General features: G+C 67.9%; 14 protein-coding genes and 1 tRNA gene. 5 read left to right on the forward strand and 10 right to left on the reverse strand.

Features of this window, described 5'->3' with window-relative positions; all coding sequences use genetic code 11:
- Nucleotides 1-10 precede the first annotated feature (10 nt).
- Together L540_RS10005 and L540_RS10010 are read left to right on the forward strand one after the other, a co-directional pair.
- On the forward strand, nucleotides 11-1270 hold the full coding sequence (locus tag L540_RS10005) for a YeaH/YhbH family protein (protein WP_043209793.1): 1260 nt from the start codon (nucleotides 11-13) through the stop codon (nucleotides 1268-1270).
- The gene (locus L540_RS10010; protein ID WP_043209791.1) at nucleotides 1267-2787 is read left to right on the forward strand and encodes a SpoVR family protein; all 1521 of its coding nucleotides are present in this window, start codon (nucleotides 1267-1269) and stop codon (nucleotides 2785-2787) included. Before L540_RS10005 ends, L540_RS10010 begins: the two co-directional genes overlap by 4 nt.
- An 18-nt stretch (nucleotides 2788-2805) precedes the next feature.
- On the opposite strand, the gene L540_RS10015 is transcribed toward L540_RS10010, so the two are convergent.
- Nucleotides 2806-3783, reverse strand: coding sequence for a tripartite tricarboxylate transporter substrate binding protein (locus L540_RS10015; protein WP_043209789.1), 978 nt, complete (start codon nucleotides 3781-3783; stop codon nucleotides 2806-2808).
- 44 nt (nucleotides 3784-3827) lie between these two features.
- Entirely contained in the window at nucleotides 3828-4949 is a 1122-nt protein-coding gene (locus tag L540_RS10020) for a muconate/chloromuconate family cycloisomerase (protein ID WP_043209786.1), read from the reverse strand.
- 100 nt (nucleotides 4950-5049) lie between these two features.
- On the opposite strand from L540_RS10020, the gene L540_RS10025 reads away from it, so the two are divergent.
- The gene (locus tag L540_RS10025; RefSeq protein ID WP_043209785.1) at nucleotides 5050-5946 is read left to right on the forward strand and encodes a LysR family transcriptional regulator; all 897 of its coding nucleotides are present in this window, start codon (nucleotides 5050-5052) and stop codon (nucleotides 5944-5946) included.
- Nucleotides 5947-6048: 102 nt separating this feature from the next.
- Nucleotides 6049-6139 (forward strand) — tRNA-Ser (locus L540_RS10030).
- Nucleotides 6140-6247: 108 nt separating this feature from the next.
- Here L540_RS10030 and L540_RS10035 read toward each other — a convergent pair.
- A complete protein-coding gene (locus tag L540_RS10035; RefSeq protein WP_043209783.1) occupies nucleotides 6248-6703 on the reverse strand; it encodes a multidrug/biocide efflux PACE transporter in 456 nt (151 codons plus the stop codon).
- Between the two features lie 102 nt (nucleotides 6704-6805).
- On the opposite strand from L540_RS10035, the gene L540_RS10040 reads away from it, so the two are divergent.
- Nucleotides 6806-7669: a LysR family transcriptional regulator gene (locus L540_RS10040; protein ID WP_043209781.1), complete on the forward strand. Its 864-nt coding sequence runs from the start codon at nucleotides 6806-6808 to the stop codon at nucleotides 7667-7669.
- 6 nt (nucleotides 7670-7675) lie between these two features.
- Here L540_RS10040 and L540_RS10045 read toward each other — a convergent pair whose 3' ends face one another.
- The 7 genes from L540_RS10045 to L540_RS10075 form a co-directional block, all read right to left on the reverse strand.
- A complete protein-coding gene (locus tag L540_RS10045; protein WP_053073190.1) occupies nucleotides 7676-8350 on the reverse strand; it encodes a GntR family transcriptional regulator in 675 nt (224 codons plus the stop codon).
- Nucleotides 8351-8399: 49 nt separating this feature from the next.
- Nucleotides 8400-9359, reverse strand: a complete 960-nt coding sequence (locus tag L540_RS10050; RefSeq protein WP_043209780.1) for a Bug family tripartite tricarboxylate transporter substrate binding protein — start codon at nucleotides 9357-9359, stop codon at nucleotides 8400-8402.
- Between the two features lie 51 nt (nucleotides 9360-9410).
- Nucleotides 9411-10292, reverse strand: coding sequence for a fumarylacetoacetate hydrolase family protein (locus L540_RS10055; protein WP_043209778.1), 882 nt, complete (start codon nucleotides 10290-10292; stop codon nucleotides 9411-9413).
- 2 nt (nucleotides 10293-10294) lie between these two features.
- Nucleotides 10295-10696, reverse strand: a complete 402-nt coding sequence (locus tag L540_RS10060) for a RidA family protein (protein WP_043209776.1) — start codon at nucleotides 10694-10696, stop codon at nucleotides 10295-10297.
- Between the two features lie 167 nt (nucleotides 10697-10863).
- The gene (locus L540_RS10065) at nucleotides 10864-12381 is read right to left on the reverse strand and encodes a thymidine phosphorylase family protein (protein ID WP_043209774.1); all 1518 of its coding nucleotides are present in this window, start codon (nucleotides 12379-12381) and stop codon (nucleotides 10864-10866) included.
- The gene (locus L540_RS10070; protein ID WP_043209773.1) at nucleotides 12378-13736 is read right to left on the reverse strand and encodes an MBL fold metallo-hydrolase RNA specificity domain-containing protein; all 1359 of its coding nucleotides are present in this window, start codon (nucleotides 13734-13736) and stop codon (nucleotides 12378-12380) included. Before L540_RS10070 ends, L540_RS10065 begins: the two co-directional genes overlap by 4 nt.
- A gap of 12 nt (nucleotides 13737-13748) precedes the next feature.
- Nucleotides 13749-16094 carry a phosphoketolase family protein gene (locus tag L540_RS10075; protein WP_043209770.1) on the reverse strand — a complete coding sequence of 782 codons (2346 nt, stop codon included), beginning with the start codon at nucleotides 16092-16094 and terminating at the stop codon, nucleotides 13749-13751.
- Nucleotides 16095-16119: the final 25 nt, after the last annotated feature.

Raw genomic sequence — 16119 nt, forward strand, 5'->3', positions numbered from 1 at the left:
GAGGTGGATCATGAATTCGCTCATTGATCGTCGCCTGAACGGCCGCAACAAAAGCGCGGTGAATCGCGAGCGCTTTCTGCGGCGCTATAAAGACCAGATCCGCAAGGCGGTGCAGGATATGGTCCGTGAACGCTCGATCTCGGATATGGACCAGGGCGCGGAGATCAATCTGCCCGCCCGCGACATCTCCGAGCCGCATTTCCGCCATGGCGCCGGCGGAGACCGCGAGATCGTGCACCCGGGCAACCGGGAGTTCGCCAAGGGCGACACCATCGACCGCCCGCAAGGCGGCGAGGGCGAGGGAGGCTCCGAACCGGGCGAGGGCGAATCGGTGGACCAGTTCACCTTCAGCCTTTCCCGGGCGGAGTTCCTGCACCTGTTCTTTGACGACCTGGAGCTGCCGCACCTGGTGCGTACGCAACTGGGCGATGTCTCGCAGAAGAAATGGCAGCGGGCGGGCTATACCACCACGGGCTCGCCCAGCCTGCTGTCGGTCAACCGGACCCTGAGAGCTTCGCTGTCGCGCCGTGTGGCCCTGGGGCTGAACGCCCGCAACGATGTCGAGGAGGCCGAGCTCAGGCTGGAAGAAGCCATCGCGCGCAAGGCGGACGAGGAAGAGCTCGCCACGCTGCGCGCGGCCCTGGAGGAGTGCCGCCGGCATGCCGCGCGCGTGCCCTTCCTGGACGACCTGGACCTGCGCTACCGCAACCGCGTGCCCGTGGTCACGCCGGTGGCGCGCGCGGTGATGTTCTGCCTCATGGACGTGTCCGGCTCCATGGACGAAGGCAAGAAAGACCTGGCCAAGCGCTTCTTCACGCTGCTGTATCTGTTCCTGTCGCGCAAGTACGAGAAAGTGGAGGTGGTCTTCATCCGGCACACCGACAATGCCGAGGAGGTGGATGAACAGGCCTTTTTCTACGATCCCAAGAGCGGCGGGACCATCGTGCTGTCGGCCCTGGAGCTGATGCACGAGATCGTGCAGGAACGCTATCCGCCTTCGGCCTGGAACGTCTACGCCGCCCAGGCCAGCGACGGCGACTCTTTCGGGGCCGACGCGGGCAAGAGCGCGCGTTTCCTGGCAGAGAACCTGCTGCCGGCCACGCGCTACTTCGCCTATATCGAGGTGCCGGATTCGCCGGAGGCGCGCAAGAGCAGCCTCTGGGCGGAGTACGAACAGGAAGCCGCGCCGCATTTCGCCATGCGCCGCATCAGCCAGCGCAGCGAGATCTTTCCGGTCTTCCATGAGTTGTTCAAGAAGGAGGCCGTATGAACGCGATCGCCACCGGATGGGAAGTGGGCGCCCCGCTTTCCGAGGGCTCGGACTGGACCTTCGAGCTGTTGCAGCGCTATGACGACGCCATCAGCGCCATTGCACGCGACTATGGCCTGGACACCTACCCCAACCAGATCGAGGTCATCACCTCCGAGCAAATGCTCGACGCCTATGCCTCGGCCGGCCTGCCCATCGGCTATCCGCATTGGTCGTATGGCAAGGAGTTCATCCGCAACGAGCAGTATTACCGCAAGGGCATGCAGGGGCTGGCCTACGAGATCGTCATCAACTCCAACCCTTGCATCTCCTACCTGATGGAAGAGAACTCCATGGCGATGCAGGCGCTGGTGATCGCGCATGCCTGCTATGGGCACAACTCCTTTTTCAAGGGCAATTATCTTTTCCGGCAATGGACCGATGCCGACGGCGTGCTCGATTACCTGGTGTTCGCCCGCAAGTACGTAATGGACTGCGAAGAGCGCTATGGCATCGAGGCCGTGGAGGCCATCCTGGACTCCTGCCACGCCCTCAGCCTGCACGGGGTGGACCGCTACAAGCGCCCGCCGCCCATCTCGCTGCGCGAAGAGGCCCAGCGCCAGGCCGAGCGCGCCGAGCATGCGCGTCTGCAGTACAACGACCTCTGGCGCACCCTGCCGCGCGTGGAGACCGCGCCCGAGACCCAGAAGCGCAGCGTCTTCCCGCCCGAACCCGAAGAAAACCTGCTCTATTTCATCGAGAAGTACTCGCCCAGGCTGGAGCCCTGGCAGAAAGAGCTGGTGCGCATCGTGCGCAAGGTGTCGCAGTATTTCTATCCGCAGACCCAGACCAAGGTCATGAACGAAGGCTGGGCCACTTTCTGGCACTACACCCTGCTCAACCGCTTGCACCAGCTGCGCATGGTGACCGACGGTTTCATGATCGAGGTCTTGCAGAGCCACACCAACGTCGTGAGCCAGCGCGGCTTCGATGAACGCGGATATGGCGGCATCAATCCCTATGCCCTGGGCTTCGCCATGATGAGCGACATCCGCCGCATCTGCGAATCGCCCAACGACGAGGACCGCAAGTGGTTTCCGGATATCGCGGGTTCGGATTGGCTCAAGACGCTGGACTTCGCCATGCGCAACTTCAAGGACGAGTCCTTCATCTCGCAGTATCTCTCGCCGCGCCTGATACGCGAATTCCGCTTCTTCGCGATTGCCGACCACATGGCCAATCCCAAGCTGGAGGTCGCCGCCATCCACGATGACGAGGGCTATCGAGAGATCCGCAAGCTGCTGGCCGCCCAGCACAACCGCGACAACCAGGTGCCCGATATCCAGGTGGTGCGCTATCAGCGCGAATCGGACCGCGCCCTGGTGCTGCGGCACCAGCAAAGCCGCGGGCGGCCCCTGGACGGCGACGAGGCCGACCAGGTCATGAAGCATCTTGGCCGGCTATGGGGCTTCCGGGTGCGGCTGGAAGAGACCACGCCCGACGGCACGGTGCTGTCCTACCGGCAGATCGAGCCCTAGCGCCGGCCCTGATGGCGCTTACTGGATCTTGATATTGCGTTCCTTGACCAGCCTGGCCCACAGCGTGGTTTCCTTGGCCAGGTGGTCGCGCAAAGCCTCGGGGCTGCTGCCGATGGGCTCGGCGCCGATGGAGTCCAGCGTGCCGCGCACCTTGGGATCGGCCATGGCCTGGCGCATGGCCTCATTGAGCTTTTGCACGATTTCCGGCGGGGTGCCGGCCGGCGCGAAGGTGCCGAACCAGGGCATCAGCTCATAGCCCGGCACGCCGGCTTCGGCCACCGTCGGCACATCCGGCAGGGCCGAGGAGCGCTTGCTGGTCGTGACGGCCAGGGCCTTGAGCTTGCCCGACAGGATATGCGGCTTGGCCGAGGTGATGCTGTCGAACATATAGTCCACTTGCCCGCCCAGCAGATCGGCCATGGCCGGACCGCTGCCCTTGTAGGGGACGTGCAGCATGTCCACCTGGGCCATGGAGACAAAGAGTTCGCCGGCCAGGTGGATGGAGGTGCCCACGCCCGCCGAGGCGAAGGTGTAATGCCCCGGCTTCGCCTTGGCCTGGGCGATCACATCGGCCACGCTGCCCACCTGGTTGCGCGCCGGATTGGTCACCAGCACATTGGGCACCACGGCCAGCAGCGAGATGGGCGCGAAATCCTTTTGCGGGTCATAGCCCATATCGCCGTAGAGCGCCGGATTCACCGCCATGCCGTTGGCCGCGATCATGATGGTGTAGCCATCGGGCGCCGAGCGCGACACCGCCATGGCGCCGATATTGCCGCCCGCGCCGGCGCGGTTCTCCACGATGAAGGTGGTGTTCAGCGCGCGGCCCATGGATTCGCCCAGGGTGCGGGCGATGGCGTCCATGGCGCCGCCGGGCGGGAAGGGCACCACCCATTTGACGGGATGGTCGGGGTAGCCCCCGGCCTGGGCGCCGGCGGCGCCCAGCAGGCAGGTGGCGGCCAGCGCGGCGCGCGCGAAGGCTTGGGTAATACGCATAATGAGTCTCCTGTGTCTTTATCTCAGCGGCGGGGCCGCTGGCGTCAGCCGCGCCGGTAGAAGGCCAGCTTGTCCTCGTCCAGCGTCAGGCCCAGGCCCGGGCCGGGCGGCAGGCGCATGGCGAAATCTTCGTAGCGCGGCGGCGTGGCCACGATGTCGTCCTTGAGCAGCAGCGGCCCGAAAAGCTCCGTGCCCCAGGCCAGGGTCGGCAGGGCGCAAAAAGCATGCGCCGAGGCCACCGAGCCGATGGAACCCTCAAGCATGGTGCCGCCATACAAGGCCATGCCGGCGGCGTCGCCCACGGCGGCGCAGCGCGTCACGCCGTACAGACCGCCCGACTTGGCGATCTTCAGCGCCAGCACGTCGGCCGCGCCCAGGCGCGCGAGCTCCAGCGCGTCTTCCGGCGTGGCCACGGCCTCGTCGGCCATGATGGGCACCACGAAGCGCGCCGCCAGGCGCGCCATGCCGGCGCGGTTCTCGCGCGCGATGGGCTGTTCGATCAGGTCCACGCCGGCGGCCTCCAGGCTCGCGATGGCGCCGGCCGCTTCGGCCTCGTTCCAGGCCTGGTTGACGTCCACCGTCACCCGGGCGCGCTCGCCCAGCGCTTCTTTGATGCGCGACACATGGCGCACATCCTCGGCCACCGCGCGGCGGCCCACCTTCAGCTTGAAGGTATTGTGGCGGCGCGCGGCCAGCAGCGACTCGGCTTCCTCGATGTCGCGCGCGGTGTCGCCGCTGGCCAGCGTCCACAGCACCGGCAGGGCCTCGCGCACCCGGCCGCCCAGCAGGGCCGAGACCGGCACGCCCAGGCGCTTGCCCTGGCCGTCCAGCAGCGCGGTCTCCAGCGCCGACTTGGCGCAGCGGTTGCCGCGCGCCACCTTGTCCAGGCGGCGCATGGCGCCATGGATATTGCTGGCGTCCTGGCCGATCAGCGCGGGCGCCAGATAGGTGTCGATGGCCAGCTTCATGCCCTCGGGGCTCTCTTCGCCATAAGCCAGCCCGCCTATGGTCGTCGCCTCGCCCAGGCCTTCGATATCGTCGCTGGCGCGCAGCCGCACGATGACCATGGTCTGCTTCTGCATGACGGCCATGGCCAGTTGGTGGGCGCGGATGGTGGGCAGATCGACCAGCAGGGTCTCGATCGCCACAATAGTGGGGGAAGTCATACCTGAAACGAGGGAGAAACAGCCAGTCTAAAGTATCGCAATGGAAAAATAGGGCGTCCAAGACTATATTGGTTGCTTTCGATACCTTTAAGGTATAGGTATGGAACTCCGACACCTGCGCTATTTCCAGACCGTGGCGCGCGAAGGCAGCTTCACCCGGGCCGCTGCCATCCTGCACATCGCCCAGCCGCCGCTGTCGCGCCAGATCCGTCAACTCGAAGAGGAGCTGGGCGTTATCCTGATCGAGCGCGGCAGCCGCGGCCTCAAGCTCACCGAGGCCGGGCGTTTTTTCCATGAGCAATCCCTGCAGCTGACCGCCCGCCTGGACGAGATCGTCGCCGGCACGCGCCGCCTGGGCGCCCAGGCGGCGCGCTGGTTCAGCATCGGCTTCGTGCCGTCCACCCTCTACGGCTTCGTGCCCAAGCTCATCCGCTACCTGCGCCAGGCCGACGCCCAGGTCGAAGTGGGTTTAAGCGAAATGACCACGCTGCCCCAGATCGAAGCCCTCAAGAGCGGGCGCATCGACCTGGGCATCGGCCGCATCCCCTTCGACGACCCCGCCATCGAGCGCCGCGTCCTGATGGAAGAACCCCTGGTCGCCGCGCTGCCGCCCAGCCATCCCCTGGCCGGGCGCAGGCCGCTGCAAGTCGCCGAACTGGCCGCCCAGCCCTTCGTCCTCTATCCCGCCAGGCCCCGGCCCAACTACGCCGACCACGTCCTGGGCCTGTTCCGCGCCGCCGGCCATCAGCCCACCGTCGTCCAGGAAGCCAACGAGCTGCAGACCGCCCTGGGCCTGGTCGTCGCCGGCGTGGGCCTGACCCTGGTGCCGGCCAGCGTCCAGCGCTCCAATCGGGCGGACATCGTCTGCCTGCCCGTGGACGCCCCGGCCTTCACGTCGCCCGTCATCCTCAGCTGGCGGCGCGGCGATTCCTCCCCCTTCCTGGCCCAGGCCCTCGCCGCGGCCGAAGACCTGTCCCGCCAGGAAGCCTCGCCATGAGCGCTTATGGGGCCGGTACGCCAAAGCCGCCGCATTTCTGCTAGAATCGCGGATTCGCATTTTTCGCAGCGGAAATCCCTGCGATTTGAGCGACCCAAATCAGGACAGGTGGCCGAGTGGTTGAAGGCGCACGCCTGGAAAGCGTGTATACGTGATAAGCGTATCGGGGGTTCGAATCCCCCTCTGTCCGCCAAGAATTTGTCCGGCATGGCCGGAATGCCAAAAACCCCGCAGACGCGATGCCTGCGGGGTTTTTGTTTTTACCGGCTGGCCGACCGCCACCCGCACCTGGAATAGCCGTTCAGGCGTCGGCGTAGCGCTCGCGCCGGGCCAGCCAGCGCAGGACCCGGCCGCGCGCCTTGTCGTAGCCCAGGTTGTAGAAAAAGGCGTAGGGCAGGTAGAAGAGCACCAGGGCGATATCCAGCACAAAGGCCTGCCAGAGGCTGATGTGCAGCCACCAGGCGGCCAGCGGGATCACGATGAGGATGAGCCCGGTCTCGAAACCCACGGCGTGCACCACCCGCAGGCGCAGGGTGCGCGTCCAGCCCATATGGTTTTCCAGGCGGTCGAAGCCGGCGTTGTAGACCATGTTCCAGAGCAGGGCGATCCAGGCGATCACCGCGGTGAGCACGCCCATCTCGAACAGAGACGTGCCCATGGCCCAGGCGGCCACGGGCGCGCACAGGCCGATGGCGAGGATTTCGAACAGGAATGCGTGGAAAAAGCGTTCTTTGAGTGTTTTCTTGGCTTGCGTCATGACCAACCTCGGTCTTCAAGGCGGCTATTGTCTGCGATAAAGCCGATACGATAAAGTTGGGTTTCATCGGAAAAACCGATAGTCACAGCCAAGGAGAGCGCCATGCGCCATTCCCTGGAGTCGCTGGCGACCTTCGCCGAGGTCGCCGCCGCCGGGTCTTTTTCGGCCGCCGCGCGCGCACTGGGCAAGAGCCAGTCCACGGTCAGCGAAACCATCGCCAATCTGGAGGTGGATCTGGACCTGACGCTGTTTGACCGCAGTCAGCGCCAGCCGGCGCTGACCGAGGCCGGCCGGACCCTGCTCGGCCACGCCCATCAGGTGCTGGCGGCCAATGACCGCCTGAACCGCGCCGCCAGCCAGTTGGCCGAGGGCCTGGAGCCGCGCCTGACGGTGGTGTTGTCGGATACGTTTCAGTCGGACACCTTCGAGAGCACGCTCAGCGAGATCGACCGGCGCTATCCGGCGCTGCGCTTCGAGTGCCTGATCGCCGAGTACGAGGACGTGGTGGCGTTGGTGCAGCAGGGCCGCGCCCATCTGGGCCTGATGGCCGCGCAGGCGGACTATCCGCCCGATGTGGCGCACGCCACCTTGCCCGAGCTGTCCGAGATCGCGCTATGCGTGGGGGCTGGGCATGCGCTGGCGGCCTTGCCGCAAGTCGGTCTGCAAGATCTGGCTGGCGCGCGCGAGTTGCGTCTGAGCACGTTTGCGCTGGCCGACAAGGAGACGCCGCCGGCGCGTCCAACCTGGTCGGCGCCCGGCTATCTGATGCTGCTGGAGATGGCCAGCCTGGGGTTCGGCTGGACCGAGTTGCCTCGCTGGATGGTGCAGCGTTTTGGCCAGGAGCGCCTGCGCGAGCTGGCCGTGCCGGGCTGGCCCCGGCATATCAAGGTCGATGCGGTGTGGTCCACGCGGCGCACGCTGGGGCCGGCGGGCGCCTGGCTGCTGCGGCGCCTGGTGGGCGAGTAAGCGGGCTCAGCGGGCCAGGAATTTGCCGCGCACCGAGCTGATGTGCTCGTGCATGAGCGCCACCGCGCTCGTCTTGTCGCCCTCTCGCACTTTGTCGTAGAGCTCTTCGAGCTCGGCCACATTGGGGCGGCTCTCGGGAACGGGCGGCTTGTACCAGAGGCGCATGGAGCGATCCAGCAAATGGCCGGCGAACTCGGCCAGGATGTCATTGCCCGACTGGGCATAGAGCGCCTGGTGGAATTGGCGGTCGGTCATCATGCCGCCCAGGCGATCCTGTTGGCGGTGATGGTCCCAGCCCTGCGCGAGGATGGCCGCCAGGCGTTCCAGGAGTTCGGGCGTGGCGCGCTCGACCGCCAGGCCCGTGAGGTGGGGCTCGACCAGCAAGCGCGCGGCAATGAGTTCGAGAAAGCTGTCCAGCGTCTCGCCCTTGACCAATATCCCTTTGCGCGGCAGCACATCGACCAGGCCCTCGTCGTCCAGGCGCAAGATGGCCTGGTGGACGGGGCTGCGGCCCAGGCCCAGTTGTTCGCACAACTGGGCGACATTGATCTGGTCGCCGGCGCGCAGTTCCTGCTTGAGGATCTGCCCCTTGATGGCCACATAGGCCTGCTCGCTGAGCGAGGGGGCCTGCGCGCGTTTGCGTGGTGGCTTGCTGGGCGAAGAGAGAATGTCGTCGGGCATGGCGTAAGGGTAGGCGGCGTCGGGGATTATAGCGAGCCGCCTGTCGCGCTCATTCGAGCGTGATGTTCGCCGCGCGGATGATTTCCGCGTTGGCCTTGTCTTCCTGGGCCATGAAATCGGCAAAGGCCGCCGGCGTGCCGGGCCGGGCTTCCAGGCCGAATTGCAGCAGCAGCGTCTTGACCGAGGGCTGGGCCAGCGCGTCGGCAAACAGCCGGTTCAGGCGTTCGATGCGGTCGGGCGCGACGCCGGCCTTGGTGATCAGGCCCACCCAGGTCTGCGAGACAAAGCCGGGCATGCCCGCTTCGGCGAAGGTCGGGACATTCGGCAGCGCCTCGGAGCGGTGTTCGCCGGCCACCGCGATGGCGCGCAGCTTGCCTGTCTTGATATAGGGCATGACGGCCCCGACGTCGGCGAAGCTGGCTTCGACTTCGCCGCTCAGGACGGCGGTGGCCGCGGGCGCCGCGCCCTTGTAGGGGACGTGCAGCAGATCGATGCCGGCGGCGCTCTTGAAGCGTTCGAAACCCAGATGGCCCGAGGAGCCGACGCCGAAGGAGGAATAGCTGGCCTGCCCCTTGTGACTCTTGGCCCACTCGATAAAGCTCTTCAGGTCGGTGGCCGCCACCTTGGGCGAGACGACCAGCACATGGGGATTGGAGAACAGCAGCGTGACGGGCGCCACGTCGCGCGCCGCGTCGTAGGGCGATTTGGGCAGGAGGTGGGGCACGACGACGAAGCTGGCGGCGGCCAGGTTGATGGTCTGGCCGTCGGCCGGCTGGGCCAGCATGGCCTGGGTGCCGATGACGGTGCCGCCGCCGGGACGGTTCTCGACGACGACGCTCTGGCCGGCGGCCTTGGCGACTTCCTGGCCCAGGGCGCGGGCCACGACATCCGAGGGACCGCCGGGCGCGTAGGGGACGATAAAGCTGATGGTGCGGCTGGGGAAGGTCTCGGCCTGGGCCAGGCCAAAAGCCAGGCAGGCCAGCAGGGAGGCAAGCAATCGGGATTTCATGAGGGCGCTCCAGGGTAGGGCCGCGAGGGCCGGGCATAAGGGAGTTGTCGATCAGGCCGCGGGCGCCGTCGCGCGCAGCAGGCCGGCGCGCACGGTATTGCGCAACATGCCTATGCCCTCGACTTCGCATTCGACCACATCGCCGTCGCGCAGGAAGACCGGCGGCGTGCGCGCCGCGCCCACGCCTTCCGGCGTGCCGGTAAGAATCACATCGCCAGGCAGCAGCGTCAGGCCGGCCGAGAGCTCGGCGATGATGCGGGCCACCGGGAAGATCTGGCGGCTGGTGTGGCCTTCCTGCATGGCGGCGCCATTGACGCGGCAGGCCAGCGCCAGGCCCTGCGGGTCGGGGATGTCGTCGGCGGTCACCAGCACGGGGCCCAGCGGGCAGGTGGCGTCCAGGCTCTTGCCCTTGAACCACTGCGCGCCGTGCGCGCGTTGCAGCTCGCGCGCGCTCAGGTCATTGGCCACCGTGTAGCCGAAGACATGGGACAGCGCCTCGTCGGCCGGGATGTCGCGCCCGCCCTTGCCGATCACGACGGCCAGTTCGACTTCCCAGTCGAGCTTGGCGGTGTAGGCCTCGTGCAGGGGCAGGTCGTCGTGGGGCCCCGCTATCGTGGTGGGCAGCTTGGTGAACAGCGTGGGATGGTCGGGCAGGTCGACTTCCTGGCCTTCACGCTTGCCCTTGCTTTCGTCGTAGTGCTTCAGGTAGTTCCAACCCACGCAGATCAGATTGCGCGGCGGCTGGACCGGGGCCAGCAGGCGCACCGATTGCGCGGCCACCGCCGCCGATGCGTCAGAGGCCGGCAGCTTGCCGGTGGCCTCGAACTGCGCCAGCAGTTCGGGCAGGGAGGCCAGCGGCAAGGGCTGGATGCGGCCGGCGACCCATTCGCCCAGACGCGGACCTTCGCCGGCTTCATAACGCACGAGCTTCATGATCAGCCCTCGATGTCCAGGCGGGCCTGGCCCTGGATTTCGAGCAGGATCTCCGGCTGGGCCAGTCCTTTCACTTCGATCAGGGCGCAGGCCGGGAAGTCGCCGGTAAAGAACTCGCGGCGGGCGCGCCAGATCTCCTTGTTGTCCGCCATGTTGGTGACGAAGATGGTCAGCGTGACGACATCGTCGATCTTGCCGCCGCCGGCTTCGACCAGATGCTTGAACTTGGTGAAGATCACCTTGGCCTGCTCATAGGCGTTTGCGCCCAGGATAGTCACGCCGTCGTTGGCGCGGGAGGTCAGCCCGGAGATGTAGAGCGTGTCCTTGACGCGCAGGCAGTTGGACCACAGGCCGGGGGCGGCTTCGGCGACTTCGGGGCTGATGACGCGGACTTTCTGAACCATGGCTGCCTCCTTGGGGCGTGTGAAATATCAGTGATATGTCAGAAACATATCAATAAAGGACCATGCCAGTCAAAGGCTTGCGGTGATGAGAAACCCGGATTGACCCTGGGGCGGGCGATGGGCGATCACGCGCGGGCGCGCGGGGCGGCCCCGCGCGCCCGGGCAGCTCAGGCTTGGATGGTGATGATGTCGCCCGCATGGCGGGCGTATTCGAGCGCGTAGGCCATTTCGCCGCGCGTCTGCGCATGCAGGAAGAGCCAGGGCTGTCCGCGCGAAACCTCGTCGCCCAGCCGCAGGCGCAGCGAGACGCCGGCGGCGGGCCGTTCGGGCGCGCCGGCCAGTTTGGCCAGCCGCGACAGCTTGCGGTTGTCGATGTGGACCACGCGGCCGGCCTGCGGCGCCACCAGGGGCTCGACGTGCGCGGCCTGGGGCGGTTCGCGCAGCCCGCCCTGGGCGGCGCAGATGCGGGCGAACTTCTCCCATGCCAGGCCGCTGTCCAGGGTCCGCAGGGCCAGGGCCTCGCCTTGTCCGGCGGGCGCGGCGCCGCCCAGCTCAAGCACGGCGCCCGCCACCAGCGCGGCGCGCTCGCGCAGGTCCTGCGGCCGGCCCGGCTCGTTGCGCAGCACGGCTAGCACATCGCGGGCTTCCAGCGCCGGCCCTATGCCCTGACCCACGGGCTGGCTGCCGTCGGTATAGAGGCAGCGCAAGGCCAGCCCGAAGTGCGAGGCGGTTTCCGTGAGGTGGGCGGCCAGGCGTTCGGCGGCCTCGCGGCTGCGGACCTTGGCCGTGGGGCCGATGGGGATGTCGATCACCACATGGGTGGCGCCGGCGGCGATCTTCTTGGACAGCACCGAGGCAATCAGCTGGCCTTCGGTGTCGATGTCGAGTTCGCGCTCCACGCGCACGAAGATATCGTCGGCCGGGCTCAGGTGCATGGCGCCTCCCCAGGCCACGCATCCGCCTTCGGCGCGGACGACCTGCTGCAGCTGCTCTATGCTCAGGTCGACCGGGGCCAGCATTTCCATGGTGTCGGCGGTGCCGGCGGGCGAGGTGATGGCGCGCGAGGAGGTCTTGGGCATGACCAGGCCATTGGCCGCGGCGATGGCGACCACCAGCGGCGTGGTGCGGTTGCCGGGCAGGCCGCCCACGCAATGCTTGTCCACGACGATGGGCGCATCCCAGCTCAGGCGGCCGCCGACATCGACCATGGCGCGGGTCAGGAAGATGGTCTCGTCGATGCTCAGCGGCAAGGTGGCCGTGGCGGTGAGAAAGGCCGACAAGTGCACATCGGTATAACGGCCGCGCACCACGTCGCGGACGATGGCCGTCATGTCCTCCTGGCCGAGCCGCCGGCCGTAGATGCGCTGGCGCACGCCGGCCAGGGATTCGAGCACCGGGGGATGGCGCACCTGCACGATGGCGCCGTCGGCGATGCCCAGCGCATCCCAGGCGTCTTCGGACAGGGCGACTTCGTCCTCCGCCAGCAGTTCGCTGTCCACCTGGTACAGCAGGGCCTGGACCTCGCGGCCATCGGCCGTGATCAGCACTTGCGAGCGCGACGACAGGCCTTCGGAGCGGCTGACGTGGCAGTCGGCGCGCATCAGGGCGATGGGCTGGTGCTGCGCATGCAGGCGCATGCGGGTGGCGCGCATGGCGGGCGGTTTGAGACCGGGGATGCTGCTCATAGCTCATACCTCTGGTCTTGCCGGGGCACGGTGGCCGACCAATTGAGATCGCGCAGGATGCGGTCGCGCAGCGCTTCCGATGCCTCGGGCTCGCCATGGACGATGAAGACTTGGCGCGGCGCCTCGCGAAAGCCCGACAGCCAGCGTATCAGCTCGTCGCTGTCGGCATGGGCCGACAGCATGGGCAGCTCCGTGACCTCGGCGGCGATGGGCATCCATTGGCCGTAGATCCGGGTCTGCCCCGCGCCGTCGAGCAGTTTGCGTCCGCGGGTGCCGGCGGCCTGGAAGCCCGAGAACAGCAGGGTGTTGCGATGATCGCCGCCAAAGGCGGCGATGTGATGCAGGACGCGGCCGCCGGTCGCCATGCCGCTGGCCGAGATGATGACCTTGGGATAGCGGTTGGCCGACAGCGCCTTGGACGCCTCGACGTCGCGCACATAGTTCACGGCCGAGCAGGCGGCCACATACTCGTGCTCGGACAGCTTGTGCTCGTCGGGATGGCGGCTCAGCAGCTCGGTGGCGCTGGTGGCCATGGGGCTGTCGAGATAGACCGGCACGTTGTCCAGGCGGCCGGCCTGGCGCAGCTTCCACAGCCCGTAGATCAGCATCTGGGCGCGCCCGACGGCGAAGGCCGGAATAACCACGGTGCCGCCGCGCCTGATGGTGCGCTCTATGACCGCGCCCAGCGCGTCGAAGGGGTCGGCGGGATCATGCCGCCGATTGCCGTAGGTCGATTCAATGACGATGTAGTCGGCCAGCGGCACGCTCTCCGGGTCGTGCATGACCGGGTCGTTGTAGCGTCCCAGGTCGCCGGAGAACACCACGCGCATGCCGCCGATGTCGACCTGCGCGGTCGTCGCGCCGAGGATGTGGCCGGCGCGGCGCAGCACCAGCCTGGCGCCGCCGGGCAGGGCGGTTTCCTGGTGCAGCGCCGTCTCGGAAAAGTGTGTCAGCGCATGCTCGGCGTCCACGACGCGATAAAGCGGCAGGGCCGGCTTATGTTTGGAGAAGCCCTTGCGGTTGGCGTACTCGGCGTCTTTTTCCTGGAGATTGGCGCTGTCGAGCAGGATCAGTTCGGCGACATCGCGGGTGGCCGCGGTGGCATGGATGGCGCCCTTGAAGCCCTCGGCCACCAGCCGGGGCAGATAGCCGCAATGATCCAGGTGGGCATGGGTCAGCACCACGGCGTCGATATCGGCCGGCGCGAGGGGCAGGCTCTGCCAGTTCAGTTCGCGCAGGTTCTTCAGGCCCTGGAACAGCCCGCAATCGACCAGGATGCGGGTATCGCCATGGGTCAGGAGGTGTTTGGAGCCGGTGACAGTGCCGGCGCCGCCCAGGCAGGTCAGTGAGAGCATGGTGTCGCAGCGTCAGAGGTCGGAGACGAGCAGGTCGTCGGGATGGCCTTGGCCGTCGAGGGCGCGCCGGCGCGCCGCGTCCAGCACGTCCTCGCGGCGCCAGCCGGCCACGGCGGCGGCCGCGTCGACGGCGTGGGCCCAGGTCGAGCGGTTGGCGAACAGCATGCCGGCCACATCCAGCGTGCCGCCGCGGCTGATATAGCCCAGGGCCCGCGTGCGCGCCGGGCCGTCGTCCAGGCGGCGCAGCACGCCCAGCATGGGCTCGGGCCGGGTGTGGCAGAGCAGCACGCGCGGCAGGCCGGGCGGAAAGAGGGCATGCACGGCGGCATCGGGCAGCACGAAGTCCGCCTCGATGCCGTCGCGCGGGGCGCGCAGGCGGCCGGGCTCCAGGATCACGCTCACGCAGCATTCATGTCCCAGCCGGGCGAGATGGGCGCGCGCCTTGAGCGCCTCTTCGAGCTGGTAGGCGCCGATGGCGACGAACTGCAGCGCGCTGGCCGCCGGGTCGCCGGCGACATGGGCCGCGCCTTGCTCGGCCAGGGCTTGCGCGGCGCGGCCATCGAAGCGCCGCCGGCCGTCGCGCTTGGAGACGACCACGCAGGCCACTTGCGCGCGCTGGCCGTAGAGGGCGCGCAGCGCCGCCACGGCGCTATTGCCGTCCACCGGAAAGAGCACGCGCGCGGTATCGGACATCTCGCCCAGCAGCGCTTCGCCTATGGTCGGATCCTGGTGCGACTGCTCGTTCTTGGCGTTTTCCCAGGTATGGGAGGTGACCACCAGCGGCACCGACAGCCAGGCCGGCGATTGTCCGAACTCCTTCTGGCGCCGCGCGAAAATAATCTCCTGGCGCAGCAGGCCCAGCATCTTCACGGCGAAGGCTTCGTAGCTGACGATGAGATTCAGCCCGGCCTTGTTGGCCAGCGCGGCGGCGGCCACGGCCTCTTCGTTGAGCGCCGTGATCACCGCACCGTGCAGGTCCTCCGGCACGCCGTCTTCGGGATGGTTGACGCGATGCTTGAGCAGCGCGAGGGTGCCGCCCATCTTGTTGCTGGCCAGCTCATCCGGATTGCCCACGCGCACGCGCAAGGCCGGATTGGCGCGCAGCAGCGCGATAAACCAGCCGTCCAGCGCGGCCATGGCGCTGCCCTGGCCGCCGACCGCCTCCCAGGCCGGCGCGGGCAGCGCGGGCGCCGGCGGCTGGCGGTGCGCCATGGGATGGCCGCTTTCGAGGGGGCGCCCCTGGGCGCGGTGATTGGCCAGCGCGGCCAGCGCGGCGTCCAGTTCGGGGCCGGGCACGTAGAGCCGGCGCGCGCTGTCATTGAAGGCCTGGCGGGCCGCGGCGTCCGTGCGGGGGTTGGCGGCCAGCGGCAGGTTGTGGGCCGCATTGGTGCCGGCGCCCGGGAAGCCATAGCCTTTTTCGGTCACGGCGATCACATAGGGCAGCCGCGCGGGATAGGCAAAGCCGGGGGCGGCCAGGCTGGCGGCGAGCTTTTCCTCGGCCGTCAGGATGGCCCAGGCGATGGCCGAAGGATCGCGGCCGTCGACCACGAGCGGCTCGAAGCCGTTGTGCCACAGGTCGTCGGCCAGCCATTGCGCGCCGCCTTCCTGCACGATCTGGGTGCGCTGCTCGATGCGCCGGCCGTTGAGGATCATGACCGGCACGGCCGTGCCGCAATCCTCGGCCCGCCACCAGCGCGTGGCCCAGTCGCTGCCGCGCTGCTCTTCGAAAGCGCCATCGCTCAGAAAAGCCACCAGCCCTTCGCCGGGCAGCGGCATGTGCACATACTGCAGACCGGCAAAGCCCAGGTAGCCGCCTTCCGAGACCGCGCCGGCGGTGTTCGGCCCGGCATGGCTGCCCAGCGGCACGGCCGGCAGCCCCTGCGCGTCGATGGCATAGGAATAGAAGTCATTGAGCAGGCGCGCCAGGCCCTCGGCGCTGCGGTCGTAGCGGCCGCGCTGGGCCGGCGAGACATCGCCGGTCAGGGCATTGACGGCCTCGATGGCGGCCACGCAATGGCCCTGTCCCATCAGCCAGCCGCGCGTCTTGCCGCTCAGGGCATTGGCCAGCAGATAGCCCACGAAGGCGGGCACCATATTGAGCGAGCCGCCGGTATGCCCCTCGGGATTGGGCTTGAAATCCTCGGCGGCCAGCGGCGCGCCATCCAGGTCGATGCGCCGCGCATAGGTCATGTGGGCGACCACGCTCATGGCCGCGCAGCACAGCCGGTCGGCCGCGGCCAGGAGCGCATAGGGATCGTCGGCCGCCAGGCCGGCGGCCAGCGCCTCCATGCGGGCCACGGTGTCGGCGTGGTGCTGGATGGGACCATGGCCGGCCTGCCATTGCTCGCGCTGCGTCATCGCATGCTCCTGTGGGTGGACGGGG

It is taken from the genome of Bordetella pseudohinzii (assembly GCF_000657795.2).
Taxonomy (GTDB): Bacteria; Pseudomonadota; Gammaproteobacteria; order Burkholderiales; family Burkholderiaceae_B; genus Bordetella; species Bordetella pseudohinzii.

Coding starts and splice junctions, on each gene's coding strand:
- L540_RS10015 (WP_043209789.1), bottom strand. CDS start 3,783: ATGCGTATTACCCAAGCCTTCGCGCGCGCCGCGCTGGCCGCCACCTGC.
- L540_RS10070 (WP_043209773.1), bottom strand. CDS start 13,736: ATGCTCTCACTGACCTGCCTGGGCGGCGCCGGCACTGTCACCGGCTCC.
- L540_RS10025 (WP_043209785.1), top strand. CDS start 5,050: ATGGAACTCCGACACCTGCGCTATTTCCAGACCGTGGCGCGCGAAGGC.
- L540_RS10045 (WP_053073190.1), bottom strand. CDS start 8,350: ATGCCCGACGACATTCTCTCTTCGCCCAGCAAGCCACCACGCAAACGC.
- L540_RS10055 (WP_043209778.1), bottom strand. CDS start 10,292: ATGAAGCTCGTGCGTTATGAAGCCGGCGAAGGTCCGCGTCTGGGCGAA.
- L540_RS10060 (WP_043209776.1), bottom strand. CDS start 10,696: ATGGTTCAGAAAGTCCGCGTCATCAGCCCCGAAGTCGCCGAAGCCGCC.
- L540_RS10050 (WP_043209780.1), bottom strand. CDS start 9,359: ATGAAATCCCGATTGCTTGCCTCCCTGCTGGCCTGCCTGGCTTTTGGC.
- L540_RS10075 (WP_043209770.1), bottom strand. CDS start 16,094: ATGACGCAGCGCGAGCAATGGCAGGCCGGCCATGGTCCCATCCAGCAC.
- L540_RS10020 (WP_043209786.1), bottom strand. CDS start 4,949: ATGACTTCCCCCACTATTGTGGCGATCGAGACCCTGCTGGTCGATCTG.
- L540_RS10010 (WP_043209791.1), top strand. CDS start 1,267: ATGAACGCGATCGCCACCGGATGGGAAGTGGGCGCCCCGCTTTCCGAG.
- L540_RS10065 (WP_043209774.1), bottom strand. CDS start 12,381: ATGAGCAGCATCCCCGGTCTCAAACCGCCCGCCATGCGCGCCACCCGC.
- L540_RS10005 (WP_043209793.1), top strand. CDS start 11: ATGAATTCGCTCATTGATCGTCGCCTGAACGGCCGCAACAAAAGCGCG.
- L540_RS10040 (WP_043209781.1), top strand. CDS start 6,806: ATGCGCCATTCCCTGGAGTCGCTGGCGACCTTCGCCGAGGTCGCCGCC.
- L540_RS10035 (WP_043209783.1), bottom strand. CDS start 6,703: ATGACGCAAGCCAAGAAAACACTCAAAGAACGCTTTTTCCACGCATTC.